This window comes from Synergistales bacterium (assembly GCA_021736445.1).
Taxonomy (GTDB): domain Bacteria; phylum Synergistota; class Synergistia; order Synergistales; family Aminiphilaceae; genus JAIPGA01.
In genome coordinates this window covers 14,522-30,154 of the sequence record JAIPGA010000005.1, presented here as the reverse complement: position 1 = coordinate 30,154, position 15,633 = coordinate 14,522, and the positions used below count along the sequence as shown (strand labels likewise).

Here is a 15,633-nt window from a genome sequence, read left to right as displayed (position 1 = left end):
CCGTGTCGGGTACGCAGGTGCCGTGCAAAAGCAACCTATCGGCGGAAATGCGTACCGGCCGGGAGTGGTGGGGTTGCCATGGGGCGGCGGAGCGGTTCCGCGCGTCCGGAACACATCCAACACATACCTAAGGGAGGTTGGTAGGATGCAGCGTTGGAAACGGTTATTGGTGCTGAGTCTGTTCAGTGTGATGGTGGTCATGGCGGCCGCCGGTGTCGCTTCCGCGGAGAAGACGCTGGTGATCGGGATGAACACCGGAACCATCGTGACGCTCGATCCGGCGGCATGCTACGAGGTTGAAGGGCACTGGATGCTCAACAACATCTATGACAGTCTGGTGAAGTTCAAACCCGGTTCCGCCAGCGAGATCGAACCCTGCCTGGCGACGGACTGGAATGTGGACGGGAAGACCCTGAAGTTCCAGCTCCGTGAAGGGGTCAAGTTCTCCAACGGCCATCCCCTGGAGGCGGAGGATGTTGTCTATTCCCTGAAGCGGGTCGTCGCCATGGGTGCCAGTCCCTCCTGGATCCTCACCCAGTTCGGTGTTGGAGAGGACGACATCAGCGCCGAAGGCAACACGATCAAGGTGGAGATGGACGAGCCCTACTCGCCGCAGCTGGTCATGTCCTGCATGACCTACGTCTCCGGCGTTGTGGAGATGTCCGCCTGGCAGGAACACGAAGAAGACGGCGACTTTGGCAGTGCCTATCTGGACAGGACCTCCGCCGGAAGCGGTCCCTACGTGCTGGACAGCTGGTCGAGGAACGAGCGGATCGTCCTGAAGGCGAACCCCCACTACTGGGGCGAGCAGCCCAAGATCGACCGCATCGTGATGGTGGATATCCCCGAATCCTCAAGCCAGCTGCTGCAGCTGAAACGCGGCAAGATCGACATCGCCTGGAACCTCGAGTACGATCAGATCCCCGAGGTTGAGCAGGCCGAAGGCCTCCGCACGACCGTCACGCCCATGTTCAAACAGATCTATCTCGCCATGAACGCCACCAAGGAGCCTTTGGACAACGTGAAGGTGCGGCAGGCCGTCAAGTCCGCCATCGACACCGCAGGCATGGTACAGGCGATCGGCGGCGGCGTGAGTGAGCTGCACTCCTTTATCCCCAAGGGGATGTTCGCTCACTACGCCGGTGATCCCTTCCCCCACAATCCCGAGCGGGCCAGGGAACTCCTTGCGGAGGCCGGCTATCCCGACGGGATCGAGATCGACCTGACGGTACCGGAATTCCTCGCCACCGCCGGCACCGTGGCCAAGGCGAACCTCGACGCCGTAGGGATCAAGACCAACCTGCAGACCATGGCCTACACCACACTGCTCGGCAAGTATCGGAAGCAGGGTCTTGAAGTGGTCATCGCCCGCTGGGGTGCCGACTACGGCGACCCCGACGCCATGGCCAAGCCCTTCGCCCACTGCCGGACCACCGGTGACGATGCGAAGATCAAACAGCTTGCCTGGCGGAACGGCTACGCCAATCCCGAACTGACGCAGATGGTCGAGGACGCGCAGTTTATCCAGGATACCGAGAAGCGCGCGGCCCTCTACGAAGAGATCCAGAAGAAGTGGCTGGACGAGGGCGTCTTTGAGATCCTCTATCAGTTCTCGGGGCAGATCGGTCTCAGCGATGCCGTGAAGAACTTCCATCTCAATCCGTTGACCGAGACGCCGCTGCAGATCGTGGAGCTCGACAAGTAGACACGGCCTGCACGGGAGTGAAGAGCCCGGTGGCGGAGGTGATCCGCCACCGGGAATACAGTGGGGCTGGGGTGATGTCCGGTTGTGCTTTCCCCGGGTAAGCCGCATTCCGAGAATCCTGATACGTGCGAGGAATGACGAATGAGTTTTGGTCGGTTTGTACTGAAAAGATTGGCACTCTTTTTTGTTGTTATCTTCGGGGTGGTGACGGTCACCTTCATCATCTCCCACATCGTTCCGGCGGATCCGGTGGGGGCCATCCTCGGCGAGAACGCCCCGCAGGAGCTGGTGGAGAAGACAGAGCGTATGCTGGGGTTGCATCTCCCCCTGCACCAGCAGTACTTTCAGACGCTCAAGGGGGTGGCGACCCTCGATCTGGGGGTGGCGCTGCGCACGAACAATCCGGTTACCACGGACCTGAAGAAATATTTCCCCGCCACCTTTGAGCTGGTCGCCTTCGCCATGATCATTGCCATACTCCTCGGGATCACCCTGGGGATCATCGCAGCGGTGAAACGGAACAGGTGGCCCGACACGTTGAGCCGAATCTTCTCCCTGGTGGGGATCTCCATGCCCGCGTTCTGGCTGGGGCTTCTGATCATTCTGGTCTTTTTCTATCATCTCCAGCTGCTCCCGGCGGGGGGGAGGCTGGATATCACCATGGCGCCCCCACCTACCGTCACCGGTATGTACACCATCGACAGCCTGATTGCCGGACAGTTCGGGAAATTCTGGAACGCCCTCTATCATCTTCTGGGGCCTGCGCTGGTGCTGGGATGGATCCAGACGGCCTACATCGGGCGGGTGACCCGTTCCTCCATGCTGGAGATCCTCAACGAGGAGTATGTCCGCACGGCCCGCGTCAAGGGGCTGCCGGAACGGACGGTGATCCTCCGCCATGCCTTCAAGAACGCCTCGATCACGGTGATCACCATGATCGGAATCTCCGTGGGGTTCATGCTGGAGGGCTCGGTGCTGACGGAGACGGTCTTTGGCTATCCCGGCCTGGGCCGGTACTCGGTGAACGCCTTCCTCGCCCTGGACCTCAACGCCGTTGTCGGTTCGGTAACGCTGATCGCCGTCTGCTACGCCACAAGTAATCTCATCGTGGATCTGCTGTACGGCTTCCTGGACCCGAGAGTGAGATATTAGGGGATGCCCATGAGTACGATTCGAGAAGGATTCTCAAACTGGAAACAGCGGCATGCGTCGGAATTCTCGCAGATACGGGAGATCCTCTTCGCCGTCAGGAAGAGCAAGCTGACCATTGCGGGACTCGCCATCGTTCTGGGGCTGGTTGTGGTGGCCCTGATCGCCCCCTTCATCGCTCCCTACGACCCCGTCGAGATGAGTCTCGGCAACAGGTTGCAGGCCCCGTCGGGAGCCCACTGGATGGGTACCGACGAACTGGGGCGCGACATCCTCACCCGGGTGCTCTACGGAACGAGCCTTGCGCTGAAGATCATGATCATCGTCCTGCTCATCGATCTGCCGCTGGGTGTCCTGCTGGGGATTGTGGCGGGCTACTTCGGCGGCTGGCTCGACGAGGTGATCATGCGGCTCGCCGATACCTTCATGGCCTTCCCGCGCCTGGTGCTGGCCATGGCCATCGGGGCGGCCCTCGGCCCCAGTCTGGTCAACACGATGATCGCCATCGCGGTGACCCTCTGGCCCACCTACGCCCGTCTCGCCCGCGGCGAAACGCTGAGCATCAAGGAGCGCACCTTCATCGAGGCCGAACGTTCCGTGGGGACGCCCAAGTGGAAGATCCTCTTCTCCTACATCCTGCCGCTCTGTTCGTCCACGACCATCGTCCGGGCGACGCTGGACATGGGCAACGTCATCCGCATCGCCGCCGGGATGAGTTTCATCGGTCTGGGAGCCCAGGCGCCGACGCCGGAGTGGGGCCTCATGGTGAGTACCGGGCGGGATTTCCTCGTGAACCAGTGGTGGGTGCCCACCTTCCCGGGGCTTGCCATCCTCGTGACTGTCTTCGGTTTCAACCTTCTGGGGGACGGAATCCGTGACATCTCTGACCCGCATCTGAGAAGGGGAGACTAATGGCCGATACGCTGATTGATATCCAGGACCTCTACGTCAACTTCCATACCTACCGCGGGATCGTGCGTGCCATCAACGGGGTCAACCTCCAGATCAAGGAGGGGGAGTTTTTCGGACTTGTCGGGGAGACGGGGTGCGGCAAGAGCGTCACCGCCTCGGCGATCCTCGATTTGGTCCGCAATCCCGGGCGGATCGAGGGAGGAAGGATCTTCTACAAGGGCGAAGATCTGCTCTCCATGGACAAAAAGAGGGTGCGCGACACCATCCGGGGTCGGGAGATCACCATGATCATGCAGCATCCCATCGCGGCCCTCAATCCGGTGATGCGCATCCGGGAGCAGATCGCCGAGGTGCTTTCCCACAGCATGGGCAGGAATGAGGCGCGGAAGGCAGCTGTTGACAGGCTGGCCGAGGTGAACATCCCCGAGCCGGAGAAGGTGGCCCGCTACTACCCCCATCAGCTCTCCGGCGGCATGGCACAGCGTGTGATGATCGCGCTCATGCTCTCCTCGGAGCCGCCTCTGCTGATCGCCGACGAGCCGACCACGGCCCTGGATGTCTCCGTGCAGGCCCAGGTGCTGATCCTTTTGCGGGAGCTGGTGCAGAGGAAGCATTCCAGCGTGCTCCTGATCACCCACGATATGTCGGTGATCGCCGAGACCTGCGATCGGGTCGGCGTCATGTACGCCGGCGATATCGCCGAGGTGGGGACGGTGCGCGAGGTGGTCTTCAACCCCCAGCATCCCTACACCCAGGGGCTGATGCAGGCCATCCCGTCGGATGAACGCACCGAGCTGGAGGGGATCCCCGGGACGGTGCCCGATCTGGTCACGCCGCCGCCGGGCTGCCGTTTCCATCCCCGCTGCCCCCACGTCATGGAACGCTGCAAACAGGAGAAGCCGGCGGCCCGCGAGGTCACCGAGGGTCATCTCGTGGCCTGCCATCTCTACTAGGTCGGTACGTGTACGGCACAGTGAGAAAAGACGCGCCCGGCTCCGTGCATGGGGCCGGGCGCTTGGTATCCCAATGGCACTGTCGGCGCAGTGTCCGTTGAGGGTGCTGCCGTTACCGTCGGTGCAGAAACCTCCCCCTGCCCCGTTCGGCGATGCAGCTGCCGTCGCTGTAGATGACCTCCCCGCGTGAGATGGTGGTCTCCACGGCGCCTTGTACCCGATGTCCTTCGTAGGGGGAGAAGTCGGTGTGCATGTGGAGGCTGTCGGCGGTCACCGTCCAGGCGGCCCGGGGGTCGAAGATGACCAGATCGGCGTCGGAACCGGGCTGGATGGCGCCCTTGCGCGGGGAGAGACCGAAGATCCGCGCCGTATTGGCGGAAAGCAGCGCCGTCATCTGTTCCAAGGTGATGCGGCCTGTGGTGACCCCCTCGGAATAGACCAGGGGGAGCAGTGTCTCCACCCCCGGCAGCCCGTAGGGGAGCTTGCGGAAGTCCCCTTTCCACTCTTTCTGGGCGTTGGTGAAAGGACAGTGGTCGGTGACCACCGTCTGGAGGATCCCCTCACGGAGGGATTCCCAGAGATCCTCCTGGTCCACCGGTGTCCGCAGGGCCGGGCTCGCGGCGTAGCGGTGCCCCCTGGGCCGGCGGTAGCATTCCTCGGTGAGCAGGAGGTACTGCGGGCAGGTCTCGCCGGTGACCGGCGCACCCCGTTCCCGGGCCGCCATGACCTGTTCGGCGCCGAGACCGGAGCTGACGTGGACGATATGGGTACGGGCCCCGGTGAGTTCCGCCAGAAAGGCCACCTGGCCGATCGCCGAGGCCTCGCAGAAATCCGGTCTGGTGTCCGCCAGCGCTTCCATCCGGCCTTTCCCCTCTTCGGAGAGCGCCCCTTCCAGCGACGCGATGATGGCGTCGTCCTCGGCGTGGACCACTGCCAGGGCGTCCAGGTCGGCGATCTCCTTCATGGCGTGGTAGAGCACCCCGTTGTCGGAGCGGCGTCCCGACGCGCCGTAGGCGGTGAAGAATTTGAAGCTGGTCACGCCCTCCCGGACAGCCGCGCGGATCTGTGCCTCCTCGCCGGCACGCCACCCGATCATCTCGGCGTGGAAGGCGTAGTCCACCACGGCAGGCTCCGCCTCCCTCCTGCGGTTGGCGATATCCTCGGCCAGAGGACGCTCCGGCGCCCCGCCGGTGAAATCGATGATCGTCGTCACGCCGCCGCAGGCCGCCGCCTTTGTGCCGGTGTGGAAGTCGTCGCTGGAGGTGGTTGCGGGCAGATGGAGCGACATGTGGGTGTGGGAGTCGACCACCCCCGGCAGCAGATACCTCCCTTCCGCATTGATGGTGGTCTCCCCCTGAAGGTCCATCCCCAGGGCGGCGATCCGCCCATCGCTGCAGGCCACGTCAGCCTGGAAGGACCCCTGGGGGGTGACCACCGTTCCCTCTTGTATGACCAGATCGTACATCGAGACACCTCCTCGCTGCTATTTTCGTTCCTTGATGTAGGGTGTCCCCAGCTTGGTGGGGACATTGAAGTGCTTTCGGGCCATGGTGGCGACGATGGTGAGGATATAGGGGATGGCGATGAGGAACTCGTTGGGGATGAGCTTGACGCCCGAGGTCTGCAGGACGATGGCCGTCGCGTCGGCCAGGCCGAAGACCAGGGCCCCCAGCAGCGCCCCCAGGGGGTTCCAGTTGCCCAGGAAGCATATGGCGAAGGCGATCCAGCCCCGTCCCCCGATGATGTCGTTGGTGTACATGCCCAGGAATCCCAGGGAGTAGAAGGCGCCGGCCAGTCCGTCCAGCGCCCCGGCGAAGAGGGTTGTGAGGAACCGCACCTTCTCCACACTGATGCCTGCGGCGTCCACCGCCTCGGGGTTCTCGCCGGTGGAGCGGATGATGAGTCCCACCCGGCTCCTGAAGAGCACCCAGTACCCCGCCGGAAGGAGAAGGAAGGTCAGATAGGTGAGGATGTTCTGGTCGAAGAGCGCCTTGCCGATGACGGGGATCTCCGACAGCAGCGGGATGGCCAGGCTGGGCAGGGGATCCACGGTGAGCGGCAGCAGCGGCACCCCGAAGAGCACCCGGTAGAGGTAGAGCGCCACCCCCGCGGCGAAGATGTTGAAGGCTGTCCCCGTGACGATCTGGTGCTGTTTGAGTTTGATGGTCAGCGTGGCGTAGACCAGCGCGGAGAGCGTCCCCACCGCCATGGCCAGGGCGAAGCCGGCCAGCAGGCTGCCCGACAGGTAGGCGCCGACAAAACCGCCCCAGGCGCCCATCAGGAAGATGCCCTCGATGGCGATGATCATCACTCCGGTGCGCTGGGCGTAGACCTCGGCCAGCGCACCGATCATCAGCGGCGTGCTCATCTGCAGTGCCCGGGCCAGCAAACCGGTGAGCATCATTGGCTGTCACCCTCCTTCCGCGACTGGATATCCCGTTTTTTCCGCCGTACCGCCAGCTTGTCCTGCAGCGCGTAGGAGAGCAGCACGAAGACCATCACGAAACCCTCCATGATCCCGATGATACTGGCTGGAATGGCCGATGTCTGCACCACCAGGGTGCCGCCCACCTTGAGGGCGCCGAAGAGCAGCGCCGAGAGGACGATGCCCAGCGGATGGGCGTTGCCGAGGATGGCGATACCGATGCCTTCGGCCCCCAGCATGGGGTTGAATCCCTGCACCAGCATGTGCTGGATGCCGTTGACCTCCATGAACCCGGCCAGTCCGGCGAAGCCGCCGCTGAGAAAAAAGACGACGATGAAGATGCGCTTCTCGTCCACCCCGGCGTAGCGGGCGGCGTCCCGGTTCATCCCCACGGCGCGGATCCTGAATCCCAGGCTCGTCCGCCAGAGGACGATATAGGCCAGCACCGCCGCAGCCAGGGCGATCACAAAGCCCCAGTGCAGCCTGGTGTGGGGGATCATTGTGGGGATCCAGCCGCTCTCGGCGATCACGTCGGTCTGCGGGTATTCCCCTTTGCTCTCCTTGAGAGGTCCCCGGAGGAGGAAATTCATCACCGCGATGGCCACGTAGGTGGACATCATGCTGACGAGAAACTCGTTGGCCTGGAAGCGGGCCTTGGCGAAGCCCACGAAGGCGCCCCAGGCGCCGCCGGCCAGGATGCTCGCCCCCAGACAGAGGGGGAGCAGGAGGAAGGCGGGAAGGTTCCCGAAGGCCAGGGCGCAGGATGCGGCGCCCACGCAGCCGAGGTAGAACTGCCCCTGGCCGCCGATGTTGAAGAGGGTGGAGCGGAAGGCGAAGCCGAAGGCGAGGCCGGTGAGGATCAGCGGGGCGGCCTTGGCGAAGATGTCGGCCACGTTGTAGAGATCCCGGAAGGCGTAGCCGAAGAGTGTTCCGTAGACAGCCAGCGGATTTTTCCCCAGCAGCATCATCATGAGACCGCTGGCGGCCAGACCGCAGGCCACGGAGAAGAGCGGCCAGAGGAGCATGGAGATCGAGCGGTCCCGTGCCTTCACACGCTTCTGCAGGGGGGAGGCGTTCTCCCCTGGGGTGTTATCCTGTGGTGCCATTGCGTTTCCCCCCAATCCCCGCCATGAGCAGTCCCAGTGTCTGGACGTCGGCGTCGTCCCTGTCGAAGGTGCCCGCGATCCGTCCCTCGTAGATCACGCCGATCCGGTCGGAGAGCGCCATGATCTCCGTCAGCTCCGTGGAGATCAGCAGGATGGCCTTTCCCTTCCGGCGCTCCTCCAGCAGGACCGAGTGGACGTAGTCGGCCGCTCCCAGATCCAGACCGCGGGTTGGCTGCACCGCCACCAGGAGGGTGGTGCCGATCCTGATCTCCCTGGCCACCACCACCTTCTGCTGGTTGCCCCCGGAGAGGGTGTGGGTTTTGGAACCCAGCGCCGGTGCTTTGATGGAGAAGGCCTCGGCCTCTTCCCCCGCGCGTTCGTAGATCTCCGGCCAGCGGAGAACCCCCCCTCGGGCGTAGGGCGGATCCGAAGGGCTTTTGAGGATCAGGTTCTCCGCCAGCGACATCTCCGGCACCAGGCCTTCCCGAAGACGGTCGGCGGGGATATAGCCCACACCTTCCCGGATCATCTCCCGCGGTGACTGGTTTTCGACGCGTCGCCCATGAAGGGTGATGGAGCCCTCTTCCGCACTGCGGAGGCCGCAGACCGCTTCGGCCAGCTCCTCCTGGCCGTTGCCGCTGACGCCGCAGATGCCGAAGATCTCCCCGGTGCGGACCTGGAGGTCCAGCTGATGGACCACCCGGTTGCCCCGGTCGCCGCGGAGGGAAAGACCGTCGATCTCGAGGACCGCCGCGCCGGGGCGCTGGTTGTCGTCACGCTGGGGAGGATGCAGATCGCGGCCCACCATCATCCTGGCCAGACTGTGCTCGTCAGCCTCGGCTTTGGCTACGGTTCCCGCCACCCGACCGTTGCGCATGACGGTGATCCGGTCGGCGATGGACATGACCTCGCCGAGCTTGTGGGTGATGAAGATCACCGAGCGGCCCGATTCGGTGAACTCCCGGATGAAGCCGAAGAGGCTCTCTGTCTCCTGGGGGGTGAGTACCGCCGTGGGCTCGTCCATGATGAGGACCTGCGCCTCGCGGTAGAGCGCCTTGAGGATCTCCACCCGCTGCTGGTGTCCTACGGGGAGCTGGCGGACCAGCGCCCAGGGGTCCACCTCCAGGCCGTAGCGCTGTCCCAGCTCGCGGATCTGTTCCGCTGCTTCCCGCGGTTTGGGGGGTCGCTGCCCCGGCGGTCCCCCGCCGAGGAGGATGTTTTCCACTACGGAGTGGACGGGGATCAGTGTAAAGTGCTGGTGGATCATCCCGATGCCCCGTCTCATGGCGTCCTGGGGGGAGCGGATGGCGATGGGATTCCCGTCGATGCGGATCTCCCCTTCGTCGGGTTGGTACATCCCGTAGAGGATCTTCATCAGTGTGGTCTTGCCGGCGCCGTTTTCCCCGAGCAGCGCGAGGACCTCTCCTTTGCCCACATCAAGGTCCACCCGGTCGTTGGCCAGCGTGCCGGGAAAGAGTTTGGTAATCCCGTGCATTGCAAGGGCGGTATCGATGGCGTGATGCCTCCTTTTCCCAAGGCTTCCCATATAGTACACGAAATCCGGGAATGGAGAAAAAAACAACACCCTTCCATCAGGAAGGGTGTTGCGAGTGGTTCTGCTGTCGGCTAGTCCAGGGATTCCGGGAACTGGGAGAGGAACCGGGCCAGTGTGCCGCCGGCGATGGCCTTCTCGGCCTGACTGACCGTGTCCCTGACCTTCTGGGGTACCGCGTCGGTGTAGGCCACCTTGACCACACCCTGGGCGATCCCTACCTCGTTGACCTCCGGTTTCAGGGAGCCGTCCATGAACTTGCCCACCGCCCACTTGTACATCTCCTCGAAGTCGAAGTAGACGCTGGCGACGACGGTCTCCGGCGCGATGCCGTTCTGGTTGCTGGCGAAACCGACAAACTTCACGCCCTCCTCCTTGGCGGCCTGGATGGCTCCGAGCCCTACCTGGTTGGCGTAGAAGAAGAGCACGTCGGCCCCCTTGTCGATCATGGAGCCGGCCATCTGTTTGCCCAGGGAGACATCGCTCCAGGAGTTGGCGTAGGCCCGCAGGGCCTCCACCTGGGGCGAGCCGATCCGGGCGGCCTGCTCGTAGGTGTTGAGCAGCCGGATCATCAGCTTGTTCGGGAAGCCCCCGACCAGACCGATCTTGCCACTCTCGGTGGTGTAGCCGGCGATGAGCCCGCCGAGATAGCTGCCCTCGTACTCCTTGGGCAGGATGGGGCGGACGTTGGGTGCCTCGGTGACCATCCCGTTGACCACACAGTAAACCGTGTCGGGGTAGTTGGGCGCCACCCGGTTGGCCGCTTCGTCGAACTGGGTCCCGGCGGCCATCACCAGGTCGTAGCCCCTTTCGCCGTAGTTCCGGAAGGTGGACTCGAAGTCGCTGGCCTGGACGTTTTCCACGTACTCCATATTGGTGCCCAGGCTCTCGTTGCAGGCCACCAGGCCGTTGTAGTTGGTGGCGTTCCAGCTCTGGTCGTTGATCGGTCCAGGGAGGAGCAGGACGATCTTGTAGTCACCCGGAGCCTTGGATTCCGCCATGGCCGGCGCCGCGGCGAAGGCGGCGAGGCAGACAACGAGCGCCAGTACCGCAATACCTTTCATCTGTTTCACGTGCATGCACCCTTTCTGTACCTGTCGATATCGGTTGGAGCCCTCCAGCAGCTGTCTCTGCAGTTGCGTTGTTGCTTCCTTCCGGAGGTACCACCCCCATTCCGCAACCAGGCAGACTCCTGCAGCGGCATCGGCTGCAGTGCCCTCTGCCATGTCATGACTGTGCCTTGCATTGTAGCACAACCGTAATGCATTGTTTCCATGCATGCCTTCCCGGTGCTATGGCTGGAACTCCCTCAGGAATTGCTCCACCAGGCCCCTTGTGGCGTGCTTTCTGAAATGCGGGGTCTTCCGCGGTTCCACCGCGGCCGCCGCGAGTTCGCCGGCCCGGCGGATGGTTTCGCTGTCCGGATGCTTCCCCTCAAGAAAGGCCATGACCTCCTCCAGCATCATCGGCACCGGCGTCATGGAGCCGCAGGCGATCCGCACATCCCCAAGCCTGCCTTCGAACAGTCCGGCGCTGCATCCCAGGGCGACCCGGGCCAGTGAGAGCCCCTGCCGGGTGGCGCGCTTGGAGAAACGCTGCACACGTCCTCTTCCGGGCAGGGGGATGGAGATCTCGGTGAGCAGCTCCTGCCCGTGGCAGGCGGTCTCCCGGTAGCCGGTGATGTGTTCCGCCACCGGGATGGTGCGCGTTCCGCCCGAGCAGGCCAGCGTCACCGAGGCGTCCAGCGCCATGAGCAGCGGCGGGAGGTCCGCCGCCGGGGAGGCGGTCATCAGGTTGCCGCCGATGGTGGCCCGGTGCTGGATGGTCGGCGCACCGGATCGGCGGGCCGCTTCGACAAGGCAGGGGAAGTGGGCCTGGACATTGGGGTTTCGCTGCAGCTCTGCATTGGTGGCCCCTGCGCCGATGTGGAGTCGGTCCCGCTGCACCCTGATCCGGTGCAGCTCCGGCAGCCTGGAGATGTCCACGGCGCTTTCCGGAAGCGTGCCCCTTTTGCGCATATCGGGCATCACGTCGGTGCCGCCGGCCAGAACCGCCCGCGCTCCGGGGTGCTCGGCCAGATGTTCCAGCGCCTCGTCGAGCGTCCGGGGGACGGTGAAGCGTCCTTCTTCCCCGGGGTCGAAGCGCGGGGACTGTGGTGTGTCGTTCTGCATCCCCTCCCGGGGCGGGAATGTCGGCACATCCTCTGCGGCGGCCCGCTCGACGGCCCGGAAGATGGCTTCGTAGCCGGTGCAGCGGCAGAGGTTGCCCGAGAGTGCGAAGCGGATGGCTGCTCTGTCCGGTGTGGGGTTGTCCTGCAGGAGGGCCAGTGCGGCCAGGATCATGCCGGGGGTGCAGAAGCCGCACTGGACGGCCCCTTCCTCCACAAAGAGCCGCTGCAGCGGGTGGGGCGCTTTGGGGGAGCCGATCCCCTCGATGGTGCGGATGTCCCGTCCCTCCAGCTGGATCGCCGGGACCATGCAGGAGGTGACGGGGGCACCGTCCAGAAGCACCGTACAGGCGCCGCACTCCCCCTCGCCGCAGCCCTCCTTGGTGCCGGTGAGCCCCAGATCCTCCCGGAGGATATCCAGCAGTCGCCGCATCGGATGGGTGCTGCACTCGGTCGTTCTGCCGTTGACGGTACATCTAAGGCGCATGGCGGTCCCCCTCCTTTGCCTGCAGGAGCAGGGCGATCTCCTCGGCGGTCAGTGGCGCCGAGGTGCCGAAGATCCCCAGCGCCTGCCCCGCGGCGGCCACGATGGCCGGCGCGCCGCCGTCCATGGGGAGTTCGCCCAGCCCCTTGGGTTCCGTCTCTTCCCCGGTCTCCAGGAAAAGGACGGAGAAATCCGGCGCTTCCAGGGCCGTGGGGATCTGGTATGTGGTCAGGTGGCCGTCGCGGTAGCGGCCCCCTTCGATGTCCAGGTGCTCCAGGTAGCCGTAGCCGTAGGCCTGCAGCGCGCCCCCCTCTACCTGTCCTCTGGCCAGAATGGGGTTGACGATCTCCCCGGCGTCCACGGCCAGTGTGGCCCTGGTGGGGCGGATCTCCAGGGTGTCCCTGTGGGTCTCCACCTCCACCACGTGGGCCGCCCAGGAGTAGTTCCGGTAGGCCTCGCCACGGAAGGATTCCTCGTCCCATCGGTTGGTTTGCGAGGGATCCCGGCCGCCGAAGCCCTCCAGCGGTCCCCGCTCGTAGAGGTGGCGTCGCACCGCTTCGGCGAAGCTGCAGAGAATGTCCTTGGGGCCGTGGATGCGCCCGTCTTCCAGGGTGATCTGTTGCGGTTCCAGACCGTACCAGCTGCCAAGCGCTTCGCGCAGATGGGCGAGCAGATCCTGACAGGCCCGTTCCACCATGGTGCCCACAAAGGCGGTGGTCCGGGAGGCCACGGTGGGGCCGCTGTCCGGCGCCTCATCGGTGTCCGGCGCGGGGTGGCGGACGGCGGTGCAGGGGAGGCCCAGTGTGTCGGCGGCCCGCTGGACCAGGACCGTCGAGGCTCCCTGACCGATCTCGCAGCCGGCTACCCTGAGCTCCACCTGTCCCGCCCCGGTGGCTCTCACCCGGGCGTGGCCGTCGATGGCCACCTCGCCGGAGCCGGTGAAGCCGCCGCCGTGGAGGGAGAGCGAAATCCCGATACCCTGCCGCCGATTCCCCGTTTCCCTGGCGTATTCCTCCCGTTTCCGGAGGTAGTCGCTCTCTTCCATGGCAGCGCGCAGGACCGCCCCGGCGTTGGCGCCGTCTTCCAGCTGCTGTCCGTAGTGGAAACGGTCGCCATTTTTGAAGCAGTTTTTGAGCCGGAGTTCCGCCGGATCCATCTGCAGCTCGCCGGCGATACGGTCCATGTGGCGCTCCATGGCGAAGATCCCCTGGGGGGCCCCGAAACCCCGGAAGCCGCCGTTGGGCGGTGTGTTGGTGGCCGCAACCCGACCCAGCACCCGGGCGTTCGGGACGGGATAGGCGCCGGGGCCGTGCAGCACCGTCCGCTGGAGGACCACCACGCTGAGGGTGGTGTAGGCGCCGCCGTCGAGAACGGCGTCCATCTCCAGAGCCGTGAGCGTCCCGTCGTTCCGGACGCCGGTGCGCACCCTGATCTGCGAGGGGTGGCGTTTGGGCGTGCAGAGGATGTCCTCCTCGCGGTCCAGCAGGAGGCGGACCGGCCGCTCCGCCTTGAGGGCAAGCAGTGCCGCCTGGAGGGCCAGCACCGAGGGATAGTCCTCCTTGCCCCCGAAACCGCCCCCCGTGGGCGCCTGCCGGACGGTGACCGCATCCTCTGGAAGGGCCAGACCCCGGACCAGGGCGTTTTTCACGTAGTAGGGGCACTGCATGGAGCCCACAACCTCCACACCGCGGGGCTTCGGTGCGGCCACTACCCCCTGGGGCTCCAGATAGAGCTGTTCCTGGTAGCCGGTGCGGTAGGTCTCTTCGATGATCCGGTCCGCCTGGGCGAAGCCCTCCTCCAGGTCGCCCCGGCGGATGTCGTAGGCGGCGATGATGTTATCCTCACCGTAGACGGGTCCCCTGCCGGCCAGGGCGTCGTCGAGGGAGAGCACCGGTTCCTCCTCGTCGATCTCCAGGGTGACGGCCTCCCGCGCCTGTTGCAGCAGCGCTTTGGAAGGAGCCGCCAGCAGGACCACCGGCTGGGTGGCGAAGCGCACCTCCTCCTCGGCGAGGATCGGGAGGTCGTTGCGGACCATGGCCACCTGGTTTGGCCCCGGCAGGTCCGCGGAGGTGAGGACCACCACCCGGGACCAGTCGAATCCCGGGGCAAACCGGATGGTCCGAATCCGGCCCCTGGCGACGGGGGAGCGCACCACCCCGCCGTACCAGGCATTCGTTGGTGTCATATCCGCCAGGTAGCGTGTCACCCCTGTGGCCTTCTCCATCCCGTCGACGCGGGGGATGGACTGTCCGGTGACCCCTTTGCTCATCGTGGAGCGTCCCCTTTCCCCGGCCCGAGGGGATAGCGCCCCCGAATCTCCGCCGGCGAGCCGAATCCGTGGCCGTCGAGCCACTGATCCACCTCCCCGGCGATCCGTCCGTAGGCGGCGGGGCCGGTACGGAGCGCCGCCGTACAGACCTGGACGAGATGTGCGCCGGCCATGATGTACTTCACGGCGTCAATGCCGGTGGCGATCCCGCCGGCGCCGATCACCGGCTTGTCCTGGGCGCCGGCGAGACGGTAGACGAGCTCCAGGTTGATGGGCAGCACAGCGGGACCGGAGAGCCACCCCTGGCCGTGGTCCGAGCCCAGAAGCGGGACGGGATGCTCCACGTCGAAGTCCAGTGCCGGGCCCAGGGAGTTGGCGGCCACGAAGGCATCCACGTATGCCGAGGCCTCCCGGGCCAGGGCTTCCGGTTCCTGCAGCGCCGGCGAGAGCTTCATCCAGATGGGGCAGGCCACGGCCCCACGAAGGGCCCTGGCTACCTCCAGCAGCGGGGTGTGGTCGGTGCCCGAGTAGTGGGTGGAGAACTCGATGGCGTGGGGTTGCACCTCCCGCTCCAGCAATCCGCCGAGTTCCGCCACCTCGTCGGGGCTGTAGCCGATGGAGAGCACCAGCGGCACGCCCAGCTCCCGTGCTGTTTTGTAGTCCTCCAGGCAGCTCCGGACATCCCGTTCCGACCAGGTCTCGCTGTTCAGCAGCCCGTCGCCGCTCTTGGCGATGCAGGGCTTGGGGTAGGAGGCGGGCACCGTGGAGACCGTCTTGGTCACGATGCCGCCGGCGCCTCCCTGCACCGCCGCCCGGAGCTGGGCGCCGTCGTTGACGTTGGGACCCGCCGCGGGGAGGACGGGGCCGGGGAAATCGATGCCGTTCAGTTGTACCGTGCAGTCCGCCATGGG

At 65.2% G+C, this 15,633-nt stretch carries 12 protein-coding genes; 4 read left to right on the top strand and 8 right to left on the bottom strand.

Features of this window, described 5'->3' with window-relative positions; translation table 11 throughout:
* Positions 1 to 145: 145 nt before the first annotated feature.
* From K9L28_01825 to K9L28_01810, 4 genes are all read left to right on the top strand, one after another.
* Entirely contained in the window at positions 146 to 1,705 is a 1,560-nt protein-coding gene (locus tag K9L28_01825; GenBank protein ID MCF7935073.1) for an ABC transporter substrate-binding protein, read from the top strand.
* A 141-nt stretch (positions 1,706 to 1,846) separates the two neighbouring features.
* Positions 1,847 to 2,857 (top strand): ABC transporter permease, encoded by a 1,011-nt coding sequence (locus K9L28_01820; protein ID MCF7935072.1) that lies wholly within the window; start codon positions 1,847 to 1,849, stop codon positions 2,855 to 2,857.
* 9 nt (positions 2,858 to 2,866) lie between these two features.
* The gene (locus K9L28_01815; GenBank protein ID MCF7935071.1) at positions 2,867 to 3,766 is read left to right on the top strand and encodes an ABC transporter permease; all 900 of its coding nucleotides are present in this window, start codon (positions 2,867 to 2,869) and stop codon (positions 3,764 to 3,766) included.
* Entirely contained in the window at positions 3,766 to 4,719 is a 954-nt protein-coding gene (locus tag K9L28_01810) for an ABC transporter ATP-binding protein (GenBank protein ID MCF7935070.1), read from the top strand. Before K9L28_01815 ends, K9L28_01810 begins: the two co-directional genes overlap by 1 nt.
* A 112-nt stretch (positions 4,720 to 4,831) precedes the next feature.
* On the opposite strand, the gene hydA is transcribed toward K9L28_01810, so the two are convergent.
* The 8 genes from hydA to K9L28_01770 all read right to left on the bottom strand — a co-directional run bounded on the left by hydA (position 4,832) and on the right by K9L28_01770 (position 15,630).
* Complete coding sequence (gene hydA, locus K9L28_01805) at positions 4,832 to 6,184, bottom strand: dihydropyrimidinase (protein MCF7935069.1); 1,353 nt, start codon at positions 6,182 to 6,184, stop codon at positions 4,832 to 4,834.
* An 18-nt stretch (positions 6,185 to 6,202) separates the two neighbouring features.
* A complete protein-coding gene (locus K9L28_01800) occupies positions 6,203 to 7,120 on the bottom strand; it encodes an ABC transporter permease (GenBank protein ID MCF7935068.1) in 918 nt (305 codons plus the stop codon).
* Positions 7,120 to 8,169, bottom strand: coding sequence for an ABC transporter permease (locus K9L28_01795; GenBank protein MCF7935067.1), 1,050 nt, complete (start codon positions 8,167 to 8,169; stop codon positions 7,120 to 7,122). Before K9L28_01795 ends, K9L28_01800 begins: the two co-directional genes overlap by 1 nt.
* Positions 8,170 to 8,233: 64 nt before the next feature.
* Positions 8,234 to 9,796, bottom strand: a complete 1,563-nt coding sequence (locus tag K9L28_01790; protein ID MCF7935066.1) for an ABC transporter ATP-binding protein — start codon at positions 9,794 to 9,796, stop codon at positions 8,234 to 8,236.
* An 80-nt stretch (positions 9,797 to 9,876) separates the two neighbouring features.
* On the bottom strand, positions 9,877 to 10,866 hold the full coding sequence (locus tag K9L28_01785) for a BMP family protein (protein MCF7935065.1): 990 nt from the start codon (positions 10,864 to 10,866) through the stop codon (positions 9,877 to 9,879).
* 228 nt (positions 10,867 to 11,094) lie between these two features.
* On the bottom strand, positions 11,095 to 12,456 hold the full coding sequence (locus K9L28_01780; protein MCF7935064.1) for an FAD binding domain-containing protein: 1,362 nt from the start codon (positions 12,454 to 12,456) through the stop codon (positions 11,095 to 11,097).
* Positions 12,446 to 14,722, bottom strand: a complete 2,277-nt coding sequence (locus K9L28_01775; GenBank protein MCF7935063.1) for a xanthine dehydrogenase family protein molybdopterin-binding subunit — start codon at positions 14,720 to 14,722, stop codon at positions 12,446 to 12,448. Before K9L28_01775 ends, K9L28_01780 begins: the two co-directional genes overlap by 11 nt.
* The gene (locus tag K9L28_01770) at positions 14,719 to 15,630 is read right to left on the bottom strand and encodes a diguanylate cyclase (protein ID MCF7935062.1); all 912 of its coding nucleotides are present in this window, start codon (positions 15,628 to 15,630) and stop codon (positions 14,719 to 14,721) included. Before K9L28_01770 ends, K9L28_01775 begins: the two co-directional genes overlap by 4 nt.
* Positions 15,631 to 15,633: the final 3 nt, after the last annotated feature.

Coding starts and splice junctions, on each gene's coding strand:
- K9L28_01825 (MCF7935073.1), top strand. CDS start 146: ATGCAGCGTTGGAAACGGTTATTGGTGCTGAGTCTGTTCAGTGTGATG.
- K9L28_01820 (MCF7935072.1), top strand. CDS start 1,847: ATGAGTTTTGGTCGGTTTGTACTGAAAAGATTGGCACTCTTTTTTGTT.
- K9L28_01815 (MCF7935071.1), top strand. CDS start 2,867: ATGAGTACGATTCGAGAAGGATTCTCAAACTGGAAACAGCGGCATGCG.
- K9L28_01810 (MCF7935070.1), top strand. CDS start 3,766: ATGGCCGATACGCTGATTGATATCCAGGACCTCTACGTCAACTTCCAT.
- hydA (MCF7935069.1), bottom strand. CDS start 6,184: ATGTACGATCTGGTCATACAAGAGGGAACGGTGGTCACCCCCCAGGGG.
- K9L28_01800 (MCF7935068.1), bottom strand. CDS start 7,120: ATGCTCACCGGTTTGCTGGCCCGGGCACTGCAGATGAGCACGCCGCTG.
- K9L28_01795 (MCF7935067.1), bottom strand. CDS start 8,169: ATGCTCCTCTGGCCGCTCTTCTCCGTGGCCTGCGGTCTGGCCGCCAGC.
- K9L28_01790 (MCF7935066.1), bottom strand. CDS start 9,796: ATGGGAAGCCTTGGGAAAAGGAGGCATCACGCCATCGATACCGCCCTT.
- K9L28_01785 (MCF7935065.1), bottom strand. CDS start 10,866: ATGAAAGGTATTGCGGTACTGGCGCTCGTTGTCTGCCTCGCCGCCTTC.
- K9L28_01780 (MCF7935064.1), bottom strand. CDS start 12,456: ATGCGCCTTAGATGTACCGTCAACGGCAGAACGACCGAGTGCAGCACC.
- K9L28_01775 (MCF7935063.1), bottom strand. CDS start 14,722: ATGAGCAAAGGGGTCACCGGACAGTCCATCCCCCGCGTCGACGGGATG.
- K9L28_01770 (MCF7935062.1), bottom strand. CDS start 15,630: ATGGCGGACTGCACGGTACAACTGAACGGCATCGATTTCCCCGGCCCC.